Source organism: Xanthomonas sp. WHRI 6108, assembly GCF_040202385.2.
Classification (GTDB): Bacteria; Pseudomonadota; Gammaproteobacteria; order Xanthomonadales; family Xanthomonadaceae; genus Xanthomonas; species Xanthomonas arboricola.
On sequence record NZ_CP168198.1, the window covers coordinates 2,892,936 to 2,910,450 of the forward strand.

Annotated in this window: 14 protein-coding genes and 1 tRNA gene; 2 read left to right on the plus strand and 13 right to left on the minus strand. The window is 58.2% G+C overall.

Annotation, left to right across the window (positions count from 1 at the left end):
• The first annotated feature begins 261 nt into the window (after positions 1-261).
• On the plus strand, positions 262-3,021 hold the full coding sequence (locus ABQ039_RS12120) for a TonB-dependent receptor (protein WP_184609190.1): 2,760 nt from the start codon (positions 262-264) through the stop codon (positions 3,019-3,021).
• 820 nt (positions 3,022-3,841) lie between these two features.
• Here the strand turns inward: ABQ039_RS12120 and ABQ039_RS12125 are convergent.
• From ABQ039_RS12125 to ABQ039_RS12180, 12 genes are all read right to left on the minus strand, one after another.
• Positions 3,842-5,458: an alpha-glucosidase gene (locus tag ABQ039_RS12125; RefSeq protein ID WP_184609188.1), complete on the minus strand. Its 1,617-nt coding sequence runs from the start codon at positions 5,456-5,458 to the stop codon at positions 3,842-3,844.
• Positions 5,459-5,821: 363 nt separating this feature from the next.
• Positions 5,822-8,278 (minus strand): VirB4 family type IV secretion/conjugal transfer ATPase, encoded by a 2,457-nt coding sequence (locus tag ABQ039_RS12130; RefSeq protein WP_054592551.1) that lies wholly within the window; start codon positions 8,276-8,278, stop codon positions 5,822-5,824.
• 100 nt (positions 8,279-8,378) lie between these two features.
• Positions 8,379-8,690, minus strand: coding sequence for a type IV secretion system protein VirB3 (locus tag ABQ039_RS12135; protein ID WP_184609185.1), 312 nt, complete (start codon positions 8,688-8,690; stop codon positions 8,379-8,381).
• Complete coding sequence (locus ABQ039_RS12140) at positions 8,683-9,093, minus strand: TrbC/VirB2 family protein (protein WP_054592549.1); 411 nt, start codon at positions 9,091-9,093, stop codon at positions 8,683-8,685. The genes ABQ039_RS12135 and ABQ039_RS12140 overlap by 8 nt, the downstream gene beginning before the upstream one ends.
• A gap of 62 nt (positions 9,094-9,155) precedes the next feature.
• A complete protein-coding gene (locus ABQ039_RS12145; protein WP_184609530.1) occupies positions 9,156-9,977 on the minus strand; it encodes a lytic transglycosylase domain-containing protein in 822 nt (273 codons plus the stop codon).
• A 57-nt stretch (positions 9,978-10,034) separates the two neighbouring features.
• Entirely contained in the window at positions 10,035-11,075 is a 1,041-nt protein-coding gene (gene virB11, locus ABQ039_RS12150) for a P-type DNA transfer ATPase VirB11 (RefSeq protein ID WP_184609183.1), read from the minus strand.
• 14 nt (positions 11,076-11,089) lie between these two features.
• On the minus strand, positions 11,090-12,274 hold the full coding sequence (locus ABQ039_RS12155) for a TrbI/VirB10 family protein (RefSeq protein ID WP_311547778.1): 1,185 nt from the start codon (positions 12,272-12,274) through the stop codon (positions 11,090-11,092).
• Complete coding sequence (locus tag ABQ039_RS12160) at positions 12,271-13,038, minus strand: TrbG/VirB9 family P-type conjugative transfer protein (RefSeq protein ID WP_065031746.1); 768 nt, start codon at positions 13,036-13,038, stop codon at positions 12,271-12,273. The genes ABQ039_RS12155 and ABQ039_RS12160 overlap by 4 nt, the downstream gene beginning before the upstream one ends.
• The gene (locus ABQ039_RS12165; RefSeq protein WP_054592547.1) at positions 13,035-14,057 is read right to left on the minus strand and encodes a type IV secretion system protein; all 1,023 of its coding nucleotides are present in this window, start codon (positions 14,055-14,057) and stop codon (positions 13,035-13,037) included. The genes ABQ039_RS12160 and ABQ039_RS12165 overlap by 4 nt, the downstream gene beginning before the upstream one ends.
• Before the next feature lie 126 nt (positions 14,058-14,183).
• Positions 14,184-14,594 carry a TcpQ domain-containing protein gene (locus ABQ039_RS12170; RefSeq protein ID WP_104600352.1) on the minus strand — a complete coding sequence of 137 codons (411 nt, stop codon included), beginning with the start codon at positions 14,592-14,594 and terminating at the stop codon, positions 14,184-14,186.
• 349 nt (positions 14,595-14,943) lie between these two features.
• Positions 14,944-16,617: a type IV secretory system conjugative DNA transfer family protein gene (locus ABQ039_RS12175; protein ID WP_184609181.1), complete on the minus strand. Its 1,674-nt coding sequence runs from the start codon at positions 16,615-16,617 to the stop codon at positions 14,944-14,946.
• A 35-nt stretch (positions 16,618-16,652) separates the two neighbouring features.
• On the minus strand, positions 16,653-16,895 hold the full coding sequence (locus ABQ039_RS12180) for a hypothetical protein (protein ID WP_024937949.1): 243 nt from the start codon (positions 16,893-16,895) through the stop codon (positions 16,653-16,655).
• Between the two features lie 297 nt (positions 16,896-17,192).
• Here ABQ039_RS12180 and ABQ039_RS12185 point away from each other — a divergent pair, with 297 nt between their 5' ends.
• Positions 17,193-17,453 carry a hypothetical protein gene (locus ABQ039_RS12185; RefSeq protein ID WP_349778423.1) on the plus strand — a complete coding sequence of 87 codons (261 nt, stop codon included), beginning with the start codon at positions 17,193-17,195 and terminating at the stop codon, positions 17,451-17,453.
• Here the strand turns inward: ABQ039_RS12185 and ABQ039_RS12190 are convergent.
• A tRNA-Val gene (locus tag ABQ039_RS12190) sits at positions 17,424-17,498 on the minus strand. The genes ABQ039_RS12185 and ABQ039_RS12190 overlap by 30 nt on opposite strands.
• Positions 17,499-17,515: the final 17 nt, after the last annotated feature.

A 17,515-nucleotide genomic window follows, 5' to 3' on the forward strand; every position in this document is an offset into this window, starting at 1 on the left:
AATGGCACCGCAACCGCTGCAGATTGCGCGTTGGCGTTGCCTCACGACAGGCCAAGAGCGTACCGCGCCGCAGCAAAGCCGGCGTGGAATCGATTTCAGCGCAATCAGCCGGAGTGAATACGTATGCAGTGCCCGTTTGCACCCAGGTGCCGTGTCTACCATACGTCGCAGTCGTAACGTCCGTCGTGGCGCGCGATGCAATGCATCCAGGCGTCTGCCGGATCGAAAAATCAAAGAACAACATGTACCTGGGAGGGGAAAATGTTGAAGCACAAGCGCTCTGCGCTGAGTATCGCCCTGGCCGTTGCCATGGCACCGACGTTGGCCGCCGCGCAATCGGCGACACCGGCGCAAGCAACCGACACCGAACAAACCGCCGGCGCGGTGACCGACTTGGACAAGGTCCAGGTCACCGGCCTGCGCCGCGCGATCGAAGGTGCCATCTCGGTCAAGCGGGATTCGACCTTGATCGTGGAAGCCATTTCGGCCGAAGATATCGGCCGGCTGCCCGACGTCAGCATCGCTGAGTCGCTCGCGCGCCTGCCTGGCCTGGCGGCGCAACGTGTGGCCGGTCGCGCACAGGTCATCAGCGTGCGCGGGCTGTCGCCGGACTTCTCCACCACCCTGCTCAACGGCCGCGAAGTGGTCAGCACCGGCGATAACCGCAGCGTGGAATTCGACCAGTACCCGTCCGAACTGGTCAGCGGTGTCACCGTCTACAAGACGCCCGACGCCGGCCTGGTCGGCCAGGGCCTGTCCGGCACCGTCGACATGCAGACTGCGCGCCCGCTCAGCTACAACGAGCGGGTGATCGCCATCGGTGGCCGTTACCAACGCAATTCGCTGGGCAAGGCCGCCAACGTCGATCCGTACGGCAACCGCTTCAATGTCAGCTACATCGACCAGTTCGCCGACCGCACCATCGGCCTGACCATCGGCTACGCACACACCGACATGCCGATCCAGGAAAACCAGGTCGGCTTGTACGAACCATGGCAGCCGGTCAACGCACAGCGCCTGCGCCCCGGCGTGGCCGACGGCGTGTATTTTTCCGACGGCATCAAGGCATTGCGCCGCACCGGCAACCAGAAGCGCGACGGCGTCATGGCCACCTTGCAATACCGCCCGTCCAATGCCTGGACCAGCACGCTCGACGCCTTCCACACCAAGGCCGAGCAGATCGACACCGCCAACCAGTTCGAGCTCAACCTGAGCAACTACAACGGTGGCTACACGCCGGGCCTGAACATCAGCAACGTGCGCGTCAACGACAGCAACAGCTTCACCGGCGGCGACGCCAGTGGCGTCTATCCGCTGGTCCGCGGCATGTACAACAAGCGCGAAGACACCATCGATGCGTTCGGCTGGAACAACGAGATCACTGCCGGTGCGGTCAAGATCACTGCCGATCTCAATTACTCCAAGGCCACGCGCGACGAACTGAACCTGGAGAACAATCTTCAGCGTGCGCCGATGCCGCAGCTGGATACCGTCGGCGTAACGGTTGTCGGCAACGGCTTCTCCCAGCTTGCGCCCGGAATGGATTACTCCAATCCCGATCAGCTGTTTCTGACCAACACCATCTACGGGTCCGGCTACGGCAAGGTGCCGAGCGTGGAAGATGTGCTCAAGGGCGCACGCCTGCAGGCCAGCTTCCCGATGCCCGAAGCGCTGAGCTGGTTCTCGGATCTGGATGTGGGCGTCAACTACGCCAATCGTGAAAAACAGAAAACCCAGCCGGAAGGCAACATCACCCTTGGCGCGCAGGGCGAATCCACCATCGCATCGGACCTGCAATACGCGCCGGTCAACCTGGGCTTTGCCGGCATCGGTGCCCTGCCCGCCTGGAACGTCCCGGCGGTGGTCTCGCGTTACATGCTGTTCAATCCCAGCGACGATGCCTCGTTCCTGGTGTCCAAGGCCTGGACCGTGGAAGAAAAGATCACCACCGCCTGGCTGCGCGCCAATCTCGATACCGAATGGGGCGATGTGGGCGTGCGCGGCAATATCGGCGTGCAGCTGCAGAGCGCCGACCAATCCTCGCGCGCAAATTATTGGGACGCGTCGCAGCCGGCAGGCAGTGAAGTGCGCCCGATCGACGACGGCAAGACCTATCGCGACTGGCTGCCCAGCCTGAATCTGGCCTTCCAGTTCCCGTACGAACAGACACTGCGCTTTGCGATGGCAAAGCAGGTCGCACGCCCACGCGTGGATCAGCTGCGCGCCTCGCTGGAATTCGGCGTCGACACCTCCACCGGCCGCCCCGGCGCCAGCGGCGGTAACCCGATGCTGGATCCCTGGCGCGCCAACGCCATCGACCTTTCCTACGAAAAATATTTCGCCGAACGCGCCTACGTGGCTGCCGCGTTTTTCTACAAGGACTTGAAGAGCTACATCTACACCCAGAGCCGCGACAACTACGACTTCTCCGCGCTGGTGGCCGGCTACGTGCCGCCGCCGGGCTCGGCACCGGTGCTGACCACCGGCACCTTCAGCGCCCCGTTCAACGGCAAGGGCGGCACCCTGCGCGGCGTCGAACTCACCGCTTCGCTGCCGCTGGATCTGGTCTTCGCTCCGTTGGAAGGTTTCGGCATCCAGGCTAGCGCCACCTTCAACGACAGCGACGTCAAGATCCGCGACCCGGAAAGTGCTTCCAGCGTCGGTGACGGCGAAATCAGCCTGCCCGGCCTGTCCGAACGCGTCTACAACCTCACCGCCTACTACGAGCACAAGGGCTTCGAAGCACGCGTCAGCCAGCGGCGCCGCTCGGACTTCATCGGCGAGATCGGCAACTTCAACGGCAACCGCACGCTGCGCTACGTGGTCGGCGAAAACATCACCGATGCGCAGATCAGCTACAGCTTCAACGACAGCAGCGATCTTGCCGGCCTGACCTTGCTGCTGCAGGCCAGTAACCTCAGCAATTCGCCCTACCGCACCTATGCCGAAACCAAGGACCGTCCACTGGAATACATCGAATGGGGCCGCACCTTCGTGCTGGGCGTCAACTACAAGTTCTGATGTGCTGTGAACTGCAAACGACGCGCTGATTGGCGACATCTTTGTCTGTGGCCACATCGCTAACTGCGGCTACGCTACCTACGTGACAACGGCGCATCACCTGGCTGGCCGGCCCCGGTGCCAGCCCTCTCCACCGGGACACCAAAGCCCCTCTCCCACCGGGAGAGGGGTTGGGGTGAGGGTTCGGCACAAGCGCAACGCGCGCCAATCAAGCAGGGCCAGTTCTGCTCTGTCGGGCTCCATGGGCCGTCATTCAAGAGCGGCCTCTAACTAGAAGAACCGAATGCTCTCCTGATCAAAACGACGACATCGACCAAAGAAAACCCGCCGACGTGACACCGGCGGGTTTTCTTTTGATCCAAGATTTTCAAAATCCAAGCTCGCATTGCCCCTCGCAAAGCGCACAGGATCGTCCGCCAGTCATGCCCCCCTGCGTATCAGCACCTCCCCGCGCATAGCATTCGCCTGTCGCACCGGAACGGGGCCAATCTCCCGATACCATCAGCGCCTGCCTGCACCAACACGAATCCAAGCCGTTGCTGCAAGGCCGCCGGCAACGCTGACGTCCTCGCAGTCCATTGCCATCCACGTGCAGCCTTCTGGTCAGACCACCCCGACTGGCATGGAGAACAGCACACCCTGCCTCATCCAGAGAGCAAGGACCTGATCGACTGGGAATAGCCGCACAGCTGGCGTAACGCTATAAATGCTTGGCAAACCAAGCAATCGTCACTAAAAAAAAAGCGAGGCATTCCCCTAAGGAATGCCTCGCTGCGTTCCAGACAATCACGCACAGACAGCTAGCTGGCGCGACACACCGTCAGCGAACTTCGATCGCACAAACCACTGCATGCCCGGCCAAGCGCAGGCGGTCATGTTCGATGGCTCCGCGCTCCACGCCGGGCACATCGACCTGCTTCCACGCGCCAGCCGGCAGCCCAAGCTCGGCTGCATCGGCCGACAGATTGAATGCCAGCAACATCACCTGGCCGGCGTGCTCGCGCCGGAACATCAGCACAGGTTCGGCGGTGTCGTAGAACGTGATCGCCCCCTCGCGCAACGCAGGCTCGCCCCTGCGCCAAGCCAGGAACTGTCGCACCGCACTGAGCACGGACAACGGATCGTCCTGCTGCACGCTCACCGCAGCCGCACGATGCTCCTCAGCGAGCGGCAACCACGGCTTGCCGCTGCTGAACCCTGCCGACGGCGCATCCGTCCATGGCATCGGCGTGCGGCAGCCATCGCGACCCTTGAAGGTTGGCCAGAAGGTGATGCCATACGGATCGCGCAGATCCTCGAACGCCACATCTGCCTCGCCCAGGCCCAGCTCCTCGCCCTGGTACAGGCAGATCGAGCCACGCAGCGAACACAGCATTGCAACCACCATCCGCGCGAACGCCGGCGATGCATCGGCCCCGCCCCAGCGTGTCACCGCGCGCACCACGTCGTGGTTGGAAATGGCCCAACATGGCCAACCTTCCAACATCGTGGCTTCGAGCCGGCTCACCGTCTCGCGGATATAAGCAGCACTGTAGTCCTGCACCAGCAGCTCGAAGCTGTAGCCCATATGCAGGCGGCCATGAGCGGTGTACTCGGCAGTGGTCGCCAGCGAGTCCTCCGACGAGATCTCGCCAAGGCTCACTGCATTCGGATAAAGATCTAGCAGTCCGCGCAAGCGCTCGAGGAACGCTAGATTTTCCGGCTGCGTGTTGTTGAAGTAGTGATACTGATACGCGTAAGGGTTGTCGGCACTGAACCCACGCCCCACCCGCTTGTCGGCCGGCTTGGCCGGATTGTCACGCAGCTGCGCATCGTGGAAGCAGAAGTTGATCGCATCCAGGCGGAACCCATCCACCCCGCGATCCAGCCAGAAGCGTACGTTATCCAGCGTCGCCTGCTGCACCTCGGTGTTGTGAAAGTTGAGGTCCGGCTGATCCACCAGGAAGTTGTGCAGGTAATACTGCTCACGCCGCGGCTCCCATTGCCACGCCACCCCACCAAACAGCGACAACCAATTGTTCGGCGGGGTCCCGTCCTCACGCGGATCGGCCCATACGTACCAATCCGCCTTTGCGTTGGTCCGGTCCTGCCGGCTCTCCTGGAACCACGCATGCGCGATCGAGGTATGGCTCAGCACCTGGTCGATCATCACCTTCAAGCCAAGGCCATGCGCCTTGTCGAGCAGCCGATCGAGATCGTCCAGCGTCCCGAACAGCGGATCCACTGCACGGTAGTCCGCGATGTCGTAGCCGAAATCGGCCATCGGCGACTTGAAGAACGGCGAAATCCAGATCGCATCCACGCCCAACTTGGCGATGTAGTCGAGTTTGGCGATGATGCCGGGCAGATCGCCCACCCCATCGCCATTGGAATCCAGAAAACTGCGCGGATAAATCTGATAGATGACGGCCCCGCGCCACCATGGTGTCTGCGACATGTACGCCCCTCCCGGGCCATTGCGGGCGCCAAATAGACGCTCAGCCAAGTCCGTTAGCGTAGCTGTGCCCACCGCATGCGGGGCATTTTTGCATACGTATTCATAGCGCTACGAAGCGACGCGCAAATACCTCAGAAACTTACATTATGGCGTGCACCATCTCACTCGCCGTCAAGGGAGATGGCAGGGAAGAAGCTTCACTCAAAAAATCAAACCGCCGCATACGGAATGTTGTTCTGCGACTGAAACAGCCTTAAAGCAAACGACGCTAAAGCGAGTTACTAAAAATCTTCATCAATCAGTATATAGCCCGTACACCAATCCGTGACGGGCTTTAAAAACGTTGCGTCTACAGGGGAGAGGTTATGCTCGACTCTCAAGGTCGTCGTCTTTGGCGCGCTTGCGTTTTCCCGAGCCCTTTCGGTTCGCATAAAAGTCTTCCAGCCACTGCTCCGGCGTCAGCTGGTCTACGCTTACACCCAGCTTGTCGGCTTTCCGCGACAAAATTTGATGCATGATTTCAATGTTGTCGGTTGAAGATGAAATCACCGAAAGGGCATCATCCATCCCACGCAGGTTAAGCTGGCACACCGCCGAGGCATGGCCCTGCTTGACCAGGAAGCAACGCGAGCGCTCGTCCAGCGACACCACCACCTGATACTCGGCATCGGTGAGCTTGAGCCCTTCCATGTAGTCATCGCGGCTGGCGCTGGGATTGGGCAGCAGGATCATGGTCGCGGTCTGTTCGATCAATGCAGCCGCGATGTCGCTGGCAAGTGCATCCTCCGGACTTTGGGTGGCAAAAATACCCAGGCCATTCTGCTTACGGATGGTCTTCTGCTTGTTCTTGGCGAACTCCTTCAGCCCACCCTTGCCGTCCAAAATCTTCCAGAACTCGTCCATCACGTAGATCAGCGGACGACCATCAATCAGAGCCTCCAGCCGATGCAGCAGATAGTTGATCACCGGCACACGAACTTCTGCATTATCGATCACATCGGTGTAGTCGAAGCCGATGATCGATGCGCGCGTCAGGTCGATGGTGTCCACCGGATTATCGAACACCCAGCCGAGCGAATTGCCGGCAGTCCAGCGGCGCAGGCGCGCATATAGCCCATCGTCGCCCATGTTCGGCAGGCTCTTACGGAAGTTGCTCATGCTGCGCAAATGCATCGGCGTGTCCAGCATGCCCTCCACCGCACGATAAATGTCTTCTTCCTCGCGCGAACTGTACTCCGACTTGCCGCCCAGCACCTTCATCAGCTCAGCCAGAAATTGCGTGTTGGCCTCATTACGCTCGCACTGAAACGGATTGAAGCCGGTCGGGGAGCCGTTTTCTAAGGCCAGATAATTGCCCCCGCAAGCGCGCACGAAGATCTCCGCGCCGCGATCCTTGTCGAAAAAGAAGATCGTCGGGATCGGATCGAACTTCTGCACCTGACTCAACAGGAAGTTGATCAGCGCCGTCTTGCCGGTACCGGACTTGCCGATCACCATGGTATTGCCGATAGCCTTCTCGCCCAACGAATTCTCCGCCGGATGCGTGGCGTGGAAATTGAAGTAGTACGGCTGGCCGTTGGTAGTCTGCAGGGTTGTGACACAGTCGCCCCACGGATTGTTGTGCTGCTTGCCCTGGGCGAAATTGTGCAACGGCGACAAACCGAGGAAATTGAGCGAACTCAGATTGGCAATACGCGTGCGGAAACGCCAATTTCCCGGCAGCTGCGCGTAGAACGACGAGGCAATTGCAAGGTCTTCCTTGGACGACACGAAGCCGGCGTTTGAGAGCTCGGCACGCGTGCTCGCGATTTGTCGGGCAAGCTTTTCCTGGCTATCGGCATACACCGCTACAGTGAAGTGATATTCGCCCAGCACGAAGTTGCCCGAGGCCACATCATCCATTGCCAGATCGAGATCGCGGATCTGGCTAGACGATTTGTCGCCCGAGGAAATCATCATGCCCTTGGTACGTTCCAGCACCTTCAGCGCGTCGTGGCGACCGACCGGGCTGAAGGAATGCGTCATGACATACTCGAAATCAAGATACTTCAGACCATTGAGAATGCCGGGATAGGTTCCGTCTGCGTATTCCTTGATATTCAGGATTGCGCCGAAGTGATTGATGCCATCTGGCGTGCGGATGACGAAGTCACCGGTCTTGTTTGCGAACATATGTTTGCTGACAGGCAGATACGCTGGAACCGGCGCCTGCAGCACCGGGACCGGCTCGTCAATGCGATTTAATAAGTAACCAAGAAACTCTAAGGTCTCAGAAAACACCACACCGTTCTTAGCTTCGTACATCCCAAGCCGATAGGGGGAATAGTCTTTGAGCACCGCCTCCACGTTGGTCGCCAGCTCGATCACCTTCGCAATCGCCTGCTCTTCTTCGACCCGAATCCTGTCAGGATCACTGGATTTCTCGACCAGTCGGCGTCCGCTAACCACTGGGCGGTAAATCATGCTGAAATATAATTCATTCTGCATGATTTTCTGGGACGACAACGCTGCGTAGTATTCGTTGGACAGTGACTGATTAAAAGCCTGCTGGAAACGGCCGGAGTTGCCGATCCTGCGACGACGTCGGACATCATGTGCCCAGAACGCCACGTTGGCGAAATCAGGCGCGCGCAGGGTCTGTACAAGACGGTTGAACGTATTGTGTCGCTGTTCCAGCTCGAATTCGTCACGTCCAACGAAAGGCAGACCCGCAAGATGCCAAATCAAAAGATAGTCACCACCGGTCGTTTTTAGAACGGACGGTGCGACATGCGTCGAAATGGAGACGAATTCGCTGATCGGACTATCTGGGCTGAACATGGCCTTACCAGTTTAAGAGGAAGCATCACAGTTATGTAGTCGCGCAAAGCGCCAACCCCACGCGACTTGCGGGCGTGGGGTCGGTTAATAGCCTATTCGCTTACTGACGTTTTCCAGCGGGATTCTTTCGATATTCGTTAGGACTGAACACCCACATTCCCGAGTAACGTTCGACATTCCGCGCGCGCATGCGAAATAACCAACGCAACCCCAGCAACCTGAAGATCATCTCGTCTCGTTTTGCCATCTGCTGCATAGCAAAAATAATGACCGGAATTGTCAACAGATACCAAAGATCAAAATACATTCCCAACAGCAGGCCACTGCCGGCACCGATGAAAAACGGGATGTAAGGCACTCCCAGGAACATCGCCGGACGGGTACACCCACGAAAGAGAACGTCTTTATGCATAGTACTGAGCAATTTGAAGCAGCGTCATGGAGGCAGCGGTGCAGTCCTGACCACTACCGTCTTTGCCAATCACCATGTTAGCAATCTGGGCGGCCGCGCCGATCAATACACCACCGATCAAAATCGGAGACACTTCAGAAATTCGCTTGTGAGCAAATGCAATTTGATAGCCGGCAATGATCACCGCAATCGTGACAACAAGCGCTGAGCCCATGTTCAACAGACCATTGACGTTTTCAAGGAAACCGCACATCTTTTCGCCGGTCTCTCCGAGGCCACTACCATTTGTTGCCAAGGCCCCACCGGCGACCAGTAGCAACGAAGTAAATACCAGCGCTTTCAGGGCTTGGGTTCCAATCATCTTGGCGTCGGCGGCCGTCTTCTTGTCAACTTCAAACTTCATGTCAATCTCCTTGGGAACAGGGGGGGTCTAGCAGCCAATCCGTGGCAGGTTTTCCATCCTGGTTAAAAAACAAATGCGGTATCTACCTGCTGTGTTGCAGGCATCGGTCGTGCCGGGGCCACACTGGCCGGTGTTTGATTCGTTACGGCTGGGATTTGCTGCATGCCTACAGGTAGGGCAACCCCCCGCCCCTGCCCGGTTGCCTTGACGACATATAGCTCGTCGTCGGCAGAACGGGCCGGGGATACCTGGGGCGGTGGCAATTGCGCTGCTGTGGGCAATGCAAGCATAGGGCCTTGCTGTGAAGCTTCTGTGCGCCCGGGATTTGCAAGGTCCTGAATCCGACGTGCCACGATCGCATCGGCTAGCTCGGTGGCTGCCTGACGCAGGGGATTTTCGACACGAACCTTGATCGGGCGATTCGGAACCACGGCGATCGGCTCGGCTCCTGAAGATGCCACCGACTGACGAATGGAGGCATAGATCTTCTGGACATAGCCATGCTTGAAGCCGGTTTCGAAATTACCTGAATAGTAGCAACTGAATGACTTGCCCCAGTTGGCACCCGATCGCGAGTGACACTCGGCCAGAATTCTGGAAGCAGCCACTAGGTTAGGACACTTGGCAAATGCCATCTCGTAACTAGTCAGCCCATACTTCTGCAGGTTGTAGCGATTGACCTGGCCAAGTCCCAAGGAGAAATTGTAGCCCTTCTGCTCCAGCATCTTGGCCGTAGCCACGGCTTCTTCCAGTCCACGCGGTTCGCGTACCAGTCGACCGCCGACCACGCCGATGGCGTACGGATTGCGCGAAGACTCCACGCGAACGACGTGCTGCATGACCTCACCGGGGACGGCAAGTCCAGTACAACCCATCAATTCCATGCCAGGCAGCATAGCGGTCTCCTTGAAGCTGAATCAACGTCAATCATTGGCGGCCGGTCAGCCGCCACGCAGGGTTCTTGCCGGATCGAAATCGATCCCGGTAATAAAGCGGCGCCCGGCGTGCGCCTTGATGTGCACCACGATATCGATGGTCATACGCAGCAGCCGTTTGATCACCTCGAACTCCAGGCCGGAACCTTCGTTCGACGCCTTCACCATGAGCGCCAGCTGGTCCCAGGTCTGCTCTACGCTGCCAGCATGGCAGCTGGTGATCGAACCTGGGTGGCCGGATGCGCAGTTACGGATGAAGTAGAACGATTCATCGCCGCGCAACTCAGCCAGGATGATTCGATCCGGCTTCATACGCAGGCACGCCTCCATACAGCTCTTGGCAGTCACATTACTCGCACTTTGGCCGCCTTTCGAGTACAGCAGGTGCACCGAATTGGGCTGACTGATGAATAGCTCGCGGGCGTCTTCGATGGTGACCAGGCGTTCCTCGTTCGGAATGTGATTGACCAGAGCCTTCATGAAGGTGGTCTTGCCGCTACCTGTCGCACCCGCAACCACTACATTTTTCTTGTAAAGCACCGATTTTTTGAAGAATTCGGAATATTCCCTGTTGCGACGCAACTCGAGCAGTTCGCGGTCGTGATCGCTGACATCGGTAACCTGCTCAAGCACCTGGTCGAAAAACCCGTCGCTGGTGTACTGCTCAAGGGTCTTGGTGTGCTTGGACGGCAAGCGAATCGTGATCGAGACCTTGCCGACATCGCAGGCTGGCGGAATAACGAACTGCGCACGCTGACCGGTGGGGAAGGTAAGCGACACCACCGGATCGGCATCGGTAATGCGCTGCCCGGTATTGCTTTCATTGACGACAGCCGTGCAAAACTGCCTAGCCCGATCAAAGGTCAGGGATGGCACCTCCACACGTTGCCAGCCATTGATCGTCTCCAGGTATAGCTCACCGGGACGATTGATGCAGATTTCTGTGACTTCGGGCGAATTCAAATAGTCCAGGATTCCCAGTACCGAGTACTGGTAATCCAGGAAATCATTCGAGATCCGCGCAGTCGGAGAATCATCGATCGTCATGGCGGTCGTCGCGCTCACTTAGGCAGCACCGCCGAGAAATCGACATCCTTTGCAACATAAACGTTCAGTACCGTCCCTTGATTGATCGTCAGCGTTGCAGGTCGACGCCCGGATTTTTCCACCGCCTGCTGCGCGAGTTGCTGCACGCTCTGTGCGGTATTGCTCTCGAATGGCTGCTGCGTGATTACTCCAGAACCCAAGCCAATGGTGGTCGTCTCAGGACCATACTCTGCAGCCGCGTACTTGAACGCATCGCTTAAAAGACTGATGAACAAGGCCGAAGCGATCTTGTTGCCCCAGTGCGCATCGTACTGTCCGGGGTGACCGGCGCTACCGAGCGTGTCAATACCTGGGCCGACCAGAGTGACATCGAGCCCGGTAGGCGTAGTCACGCGATCCCAAACGACTTGCAGGCGCCGGGTAGTTGGCTCGCCGGCGCCATATTGACCAAGCATCTTCGAACCCTTCGGCAACAGCAGATTATGCCCGTTGATCGAATAAACCGGTTCTGTAACGATGCAGGATGTGTAGCCACCGAAGTCGGAAATGATCCGCGTTTCGAGAATGCAACGGATATAGGTACCGCGCACGAGCAAACCGTCAGGATTGCTGATTGGCTTGGCCAGCGTAACCTGCTCATCTTCTTGAGCTCTAGGTTGTGCACCGGGCTGACCCGGCATCCCTGGAATGCCGTCACTGCCGCCAGCTGCAGCGGACTGCTCGGCCAAAATGCGTCGCTCCAGCAAGGTCGGAGCCCGCGGACGCTCTGGAACGGCAGCTATGCTGTCGCTATCGTCGGTAGGCATGGGCGGCAGCGGCGGCAAACTTGGCTGTTGCACAAGAGGCACCGGAGCCGTCTCGACGGGTGCGGTCATATTTTGCGGAAGCGCCGGCGCGACGACCGTCTCGGCACGCGGCTTGACCGGTGCAGAATCGTCCGAGCCGTCTTTCGCTAACCAGAAAATTGCCAAAAGCAACAAGCCGGCAATCAGTGCGAGAAAAACCATCGCCTTGCGGTTCAGCCGTTTGATGTCGCTGGACCGCAACACAGGCTCATTCGCATCCAGATCCGGCTCCGCAGCCGCCTGCTGGCGCGCGAAATAAGGATTGCTGCGCTCGTCGTACTCGTTTGTCGTGGGCTCGTCCGCTCGGTTGTCCCGGGAGCGTTCATCAGGGCTGTTTGGAATGTTCGAGTTCACTTTTGCTTGTTCCTTCGCAGGCCGACGACATTATCGCCATGACGAACCACCAGGAAGGGATAGGTTCCATGAACGATCAAGGTATTACCCTCAACGGTCGTATTCACGAGAAAATCCTCGCTATGCTCTTTCTCGCGAGCAAACACCGCTGGGAAGTTACCAGTAGGGAATCGTGTTAAATCCATATTTATATAAGTGAATTTACCGTCATCATAGACCCGACTCGGAACTAGCCAGGACTTTTTAGTCCGTGTGGCATAGTCATAGTCGTAGTAATAGCGACGATCCTTGAGAATTTTTGCATTCAGCAGCGGACCATTCTTGGCGGCAGCTGCATCTTCGACGTTGTTGAAGCTCGTATCCTTGGGATAACTGAATACGACTTTGTATTGTACGCCGGCCTGTTTGGCCTGCTCCAAGCGCTGCCAATCGGTCGCAACGACCTTGAGCTCGAGGATATAAGAATGCGTGGCCGTACGAATCATCATATTCGTATCGACATCGACATTCTTGGGCTTCAAATAAAAGACATTTTCACGACGGGTCAGCTCCCAGCCCCCAGTGAAACCGGTGCTGTAGTCGAGAATCTTTTCATTGGGACTGAGTTCGATCTGGGTGGTGATGCCCAGTCCGGTACGCACCTGATAGATGCGGTCAGGTGCATATTCGTATTCTTGTACGACCTGGGCTGCAGCCGAGAATGCGCACAATACAAGTGGCAATACTGCAGCCAATGCAGCCCTGTAGGGGTTAGAGGGTTTCATCGACCGCTTGCTCCATTGACATTGTTCGGCATCCCTTGGGGTTGGATCGTGGGCTGGGCTTGAATCTGTCCGGCCGGCTGAGGCTGTGCCTGGCCAGGATATCCGGGCTGCTGCACCGGGGCGCTACCTGGAACAACCTGCATGCCCTGCTGCACCGGAACACCGGCCGGCGCTGCGGCGCCAACTGCATTCGGATCAACCGCGCCAGGTGTTATGGGCTGCTGATAAGCGGCGGCCTGTGGCGCAGCTTGCGCTTGCGTGCTGATCGCGGACGGAGCGGCGGGCAAGGCCGAGTAATCGTTATCGACACGATAATCGGTCACTCGGAAACCTAGGGGATTTTCCACCCTAAGGCTATCATTCATCTGGAGGTTATCCTGGTACACGAACCCCATAGTTGCAATCTTGCTATCCAGCAGCGTGGTGACAGTAGACGTCTTGTCGTAGACATTCCGCTGAAAACGTACCGTTGCGCCGGTATAAGGCTTACCCTTGCCGCCGATAAGGGTGATGCTAAGAATATTGATGCGGACTGCCCGCAACCTTCCATACGTATTGAAAGGCCTCGTTGGATTATTGCCGGCGTGCAGTGTGCGATACTCGGCAAGCACATTCGTCGCCGCCATCGAGGCAACCGTATTCCAATCACGATCACCGATCGTGGACGCATCAAATGATTCACGCGCTAGAATGAAACGCGCGATATTGCTGCGCGCTAGCGCCTCACTGGTACTGATCGTCCGACCACCAAAATTCGCCTCGAGTTTTGCGATCGTGCTGGTTCCCGAGTAGGCGTCCGCCATCACCAGGTACGGCACCTTCTCTTTCAGCGGCAGCATGTAGTAATAGCCGCCGGCCGTCATAACGGTAATGATCATGGAAACGGTCGCTACCATCCATGCACGCTTTTCGCTGCGGCGCGCGAGATCGGCGATGCTGACCTCGTAGTTCACCGCTTTCTGGACGGCCGCACCCACTTGGGCAGATCCGTCCTTTTCACTGACCTTCTTACGCAACATGTCTAGATCCGTCACCGTAAGGCCTTGTCAGGCCTGAAACTATCGCCGCGACCAGCGCGGGCACATGGGAGGCTTGAGCTCAGTCACCGACCGAATGCCGTTAGCATCGGATCAGCGGTTCAGCTCTTAGAGCTTGGCTCCAGACGATACCGGCACCGGCTGTACCAGCAGCTTGTTGGCAGAGACCGAGACCGAGACACCTTGCGCTGCGTAGACCGCGCTCAGCTCGGTGGCGGCTTGCTGCACGCTGGTGGTGCTGATATTGGAAACCGGGGCGATCAGGGTGTAGTCCGAAGGCAGGTTGTAGGACAGCTGCATGTTGGAATCCGCGGCCCACCGTTCCAGCATCGTCTTCAACGTGCCGTCCATCGGCGTGGCCTGATACGTATAAGAGGTGTAGAGCGGAATTTCGGTAGGTGCTTCGTCAAAGTGATTGACGTGCTTCCAACGCCCACCAAAATCGGGAGCAGGCTTGGTCGCGCAGGCACCGACCAACGCAGCGACTACCAAGACCAGCGACAGCTTGGACACAGACATCGGATTCACTCTGACTTCTCCAACTCATGAGATTTCGGGCTTAAGACGGACAGCACAACAGCTCCGCTCACCTTCGGGTGACGGAGGGGATCTGCCTTTGATGACTCGATCGAGTGTGCATGGCCGCCCGAACCAGCCCGAACAGGCCAGTCAGCGCCATGCATGCGCACACCCGGTAAAAATGAATACGCCGAAGAACCATCCATAGCCTTACTCCTGTACGACCCCGTCCGGCGCCGCCCCTCTTAACAAAAAATCAACACTGCGCGAATTCTGGGTAACTTTGCCCTTAACGAACACATGAGTCAAGAATTACCGGCGTCCCTTCGCAGCCGTTGTGCGACAACCGTCACAACCTGATGGGAAGCGTTTTCACGTCTGTCTTGGGCAGCAGGCGTGCGGTGAAATAGCGGTCTTCGTAGTAGCGGATCTTGTCGCATTTCACCGGATGCGGGATGCCTTCGTACAGGAAGACCTCCTTCTCGTTGCCCATCGCCTTCAGCTCCTGCGGCAACATGAGCGCACGCCGCTCCTCGGAAATACTCCGGGTGGTTTCCCTGCCGCGTGTGACGTTCTTCTTCTTGATGGTGGTGTAGCCCAACATCTCGGAGTAGTCGTTCGCATCCTGCTGCTCGCGCGGCGCGTAGAGGATTTGCAGCGCATGGTTGGTGATGATGGTGCGCGACAGATCCTTGCCATAGGTGGCGTCCAGCTGCGCCATGCTCTGAATGATCGGCAGCAGGCGAAGGTTGTAACCCGCCATATAGGCTACCGCGGTGGCAATGATGTCCACTTTGCCGATCGAGGTGAATTCGTCCATCAACAGCAAGCATTGATACTTGAGTTCCGGATTGGACTTCGGAAGCTCGCGGGTATTGAGGTTGATGATCTGACTGAAGAGCAAGTTGATGATGAGCCGGCTTTCGGCCAGCTTGTTCGGCTGGATGCCGATGTAGATCGTCATCTTCTTCTTGCGCAGGTCGGTGAGCAGGAAGTCGTCCGCGCTTGTTGCCGCATCCAGGACCGGGTTGATCCACGCGTTGAGCGGCTCCTTCAGGGTTCCCATGATGGACGCAAAGGTCTCATCGGCCTGTGACAGCATGTTGGCAAACGCTGAGCGCGCATTGCTGCTGAGGAATCTGCGCTCGGACAGTGACTTGAGGTATTTCTTGAGGTCTGTGCCATCCCCGGACGAGAGGCGATAGATGCCGCCAAGCGTGGGAGCCCCTGCCCCGCCCGGGAAGCCGAGCGACAACTCTTCGTCCTGGTTTTCGAACAGATACAGGGCGAACGCCATGAACGCGTTACGTGCCTGACTGACCCAGAACTTCTGGTCATCCGACCCGTCGGGATACAGCATCGCGGCGATGCTCATCAGATCCGACACACGGAAGGCGGGGTCGCTGGACACGTAAGTCAGCGGATTCCAGCGATGGGTGCGCCGGTCTTCGGCGAAGGGATTGAAGAGGAAGACCTCATGCCCCTGACTGGCGCGCCAGCCGCTGGTGAGGTCGAAGTTCTCCTGCTTGATGTCCAGGACCACTACCGATTCCTGGTACTCCAGCAGGTTGGGAATGACCACGCCGACGCCCTTGCCGGAGCGCGTTGGCGCGGCCAGGATCACGAACTGTTGCCCGCTCAGCCGTACAAGCTTGCCGTTGAACTTGCCCACCACAATGCCGTTGCCGCTCGGCTTGAACAAACCGTGCTTGGAAAGGTCTGCCGCTCCGGCAAAGCGCGCGTCGCCATGCAGCGCCCGCGCCTTCGGCTTGAGCAGGAGCACGACCGTGATGGCCCAGATGATCCCGGGCAGACCAAAGCCGAGAATGCCGGACATCTTGATCTTGGTTGCGTAAGGCGCCACTTCCGGCAAGCCCAACGCCTTGACGTAGCGGTAGTAGGTATCCCACGCGTACAGCGCGGTATCGAGCCGCAACAACAGAAGCGTCAGATATCCGGACAGGAAATATCCAACAAGCAATGTCACCACGGTGGCGATTGCAATTAGTTTGGCTTTGGACACGCGGCCCTACTCCTTGGCTTACTTCTCGACGGCACTCAGCGACGAACGACGGGTCTGTGATCGAGCAGATCCGACTTGCGTCCGCCACTCTCGCTCTCGACGAGCGAGTCGATCCAGACTCTGGCTTGATCCAGGGAAAGATCCGGCGTGATCCGGGTTCCGGCATCCGTCACCACGGCATAGGCCACCACAGCGTCGGGCGCATAGGTGTCTTCCCGGGTGATTGCCACGACACGGTACCCGCCCCTGGTCAGCACGGTGTGCTGATACTCGTCCATCGCCAGCCTTCCTTTTCGTCAGCGCGGAGGCGATGCTAAAGCAAGACGTGTGATGGAGAAAGCGGTTTCGGTGAAGCCGGCACAACCGCGCGCGCATTCGAGGCAAGGCGCGGATCGGGATGGGTCAGCGCCGGCGGAATTCCGTCAGCACTTGATGTGCTTTCTTGGCAACACACGCGCCTGGCACTAAAAAACCTGCTCACCGCTTCGGAGAAAGGGTGACCAGCGCTGAGACGAAATGGCACGCTGAGCGGAAGCTTGGCCTGACGCCAGAGCCTCGTCCGCAGGTGCGAAAGAGTGCCCAGCTTGCTAGCCAACCGTTCCGCCGTCCGCAATACCCGACTGCTGCACGAAATTCGTCCACCACGCCTGGGCGATGCACAGAAGGAAGTGAAAGCGATTGTCGAAGACCAAATACAGGACACGCGGAAGCTGCAAGAGCTGCTGCGTAAGTCACTTTCGGATCCGCGGCAGCAGTCGCTGCCGATGTTGAAGCCACTCAAGTCGCCGTGCTGTCCGGACTTGGAGTGGTGGGCGGTACAGGGTTCGAACCTGTGACCCCTACCATGTCAAGGTAGTGCTCTACCGCTGAGCTAACCGCCCGTTTCCTGCGTCAGCAT

Excerpts from the sequence above, each read along its gene's own strand:
- ABQ039_RS12165 (WP_054592547.1), bottom strand. The coding sequence starts at position 14,057 with ATGTTGCGTAAGAAGGTCAGTGAAAAGGACGGATCTGCCCAAGTGGGT.
- ABQ039_RS12135 (WP_184609185.1), bottom strand. The coding sequence starts at position 8,690 with ATGCATAAAGACGTTCTCTTTCGTGGGTGTACCCGTCCGGCGATGTTC.
- ABQ039_RS12120 (WP_184609190.1), top strand. The coding sequence starts at position 262 with ATGTTGAAGCACAAGCGCTCTGCGCTGAGTATCGCCCTGGCCGTTGCC.
- ABQ039_RS12180 (WP_024937949.1), bottom strand. The coding sequence starts at position 16,895 with ATGGACGAGTATCAGCACACCGTGCTGACCAGGGGCGGGTACCGTGTC.
- ABQ039_RS12125 (WP_184609188.1), bottom strand. The coding sequence starts at position 5,458 with ATGTCGCAGACACCATGGTGGCGCGGGGCCGTCATCTATCAGATTTAT.
- ABQ039_RS12160 (WP_065031746.1), bottom strand. The coding sequence starts at position 13,038 with ATGAAACCCTCTAACCCCTACAGGGCTGCATTGGCTGCAGTATTGCCA.
- ABQ039_RS12140 (WP_054592549.1), bottom strand. The coding sequence starts at position 9,093 with ATGAAGTTTGAAGTTGACAAGAAGACGGCCGCCGACGCCAAGATGATT.
- ABQ039_RS12130 (WP_054592551.1), bottom strand. The coding sequence starts at position 8,278 with ATGTTCAGCCCAGATAGTCCGATCAGCGAATTCGTCTCCATTTCGACG.
- virB11 (WP_184609183.1), bottom strand. The coding sequence starts at position 11,075 with ATGACGATCGATGATTCTCCGACTGCGCGGATCTCGAATGATTTCCTG.
- ABQ039_RS12145 (WP_184609530.1), bottom strand. The coding sequence starts at position 9,977 with ATGGAATTGATGGGTTGTACTGGACTTGCCGTCCCCGGTGAGGTCATG.
- ABQ039_RS12170 (WP_104600352.1), bottom strand. The coding sequence starts at position 14,594 with ATGTCTGTGTCCAAGCTGTCGCTGGTCTTGGTAGTCGCTGCGTTGGTC.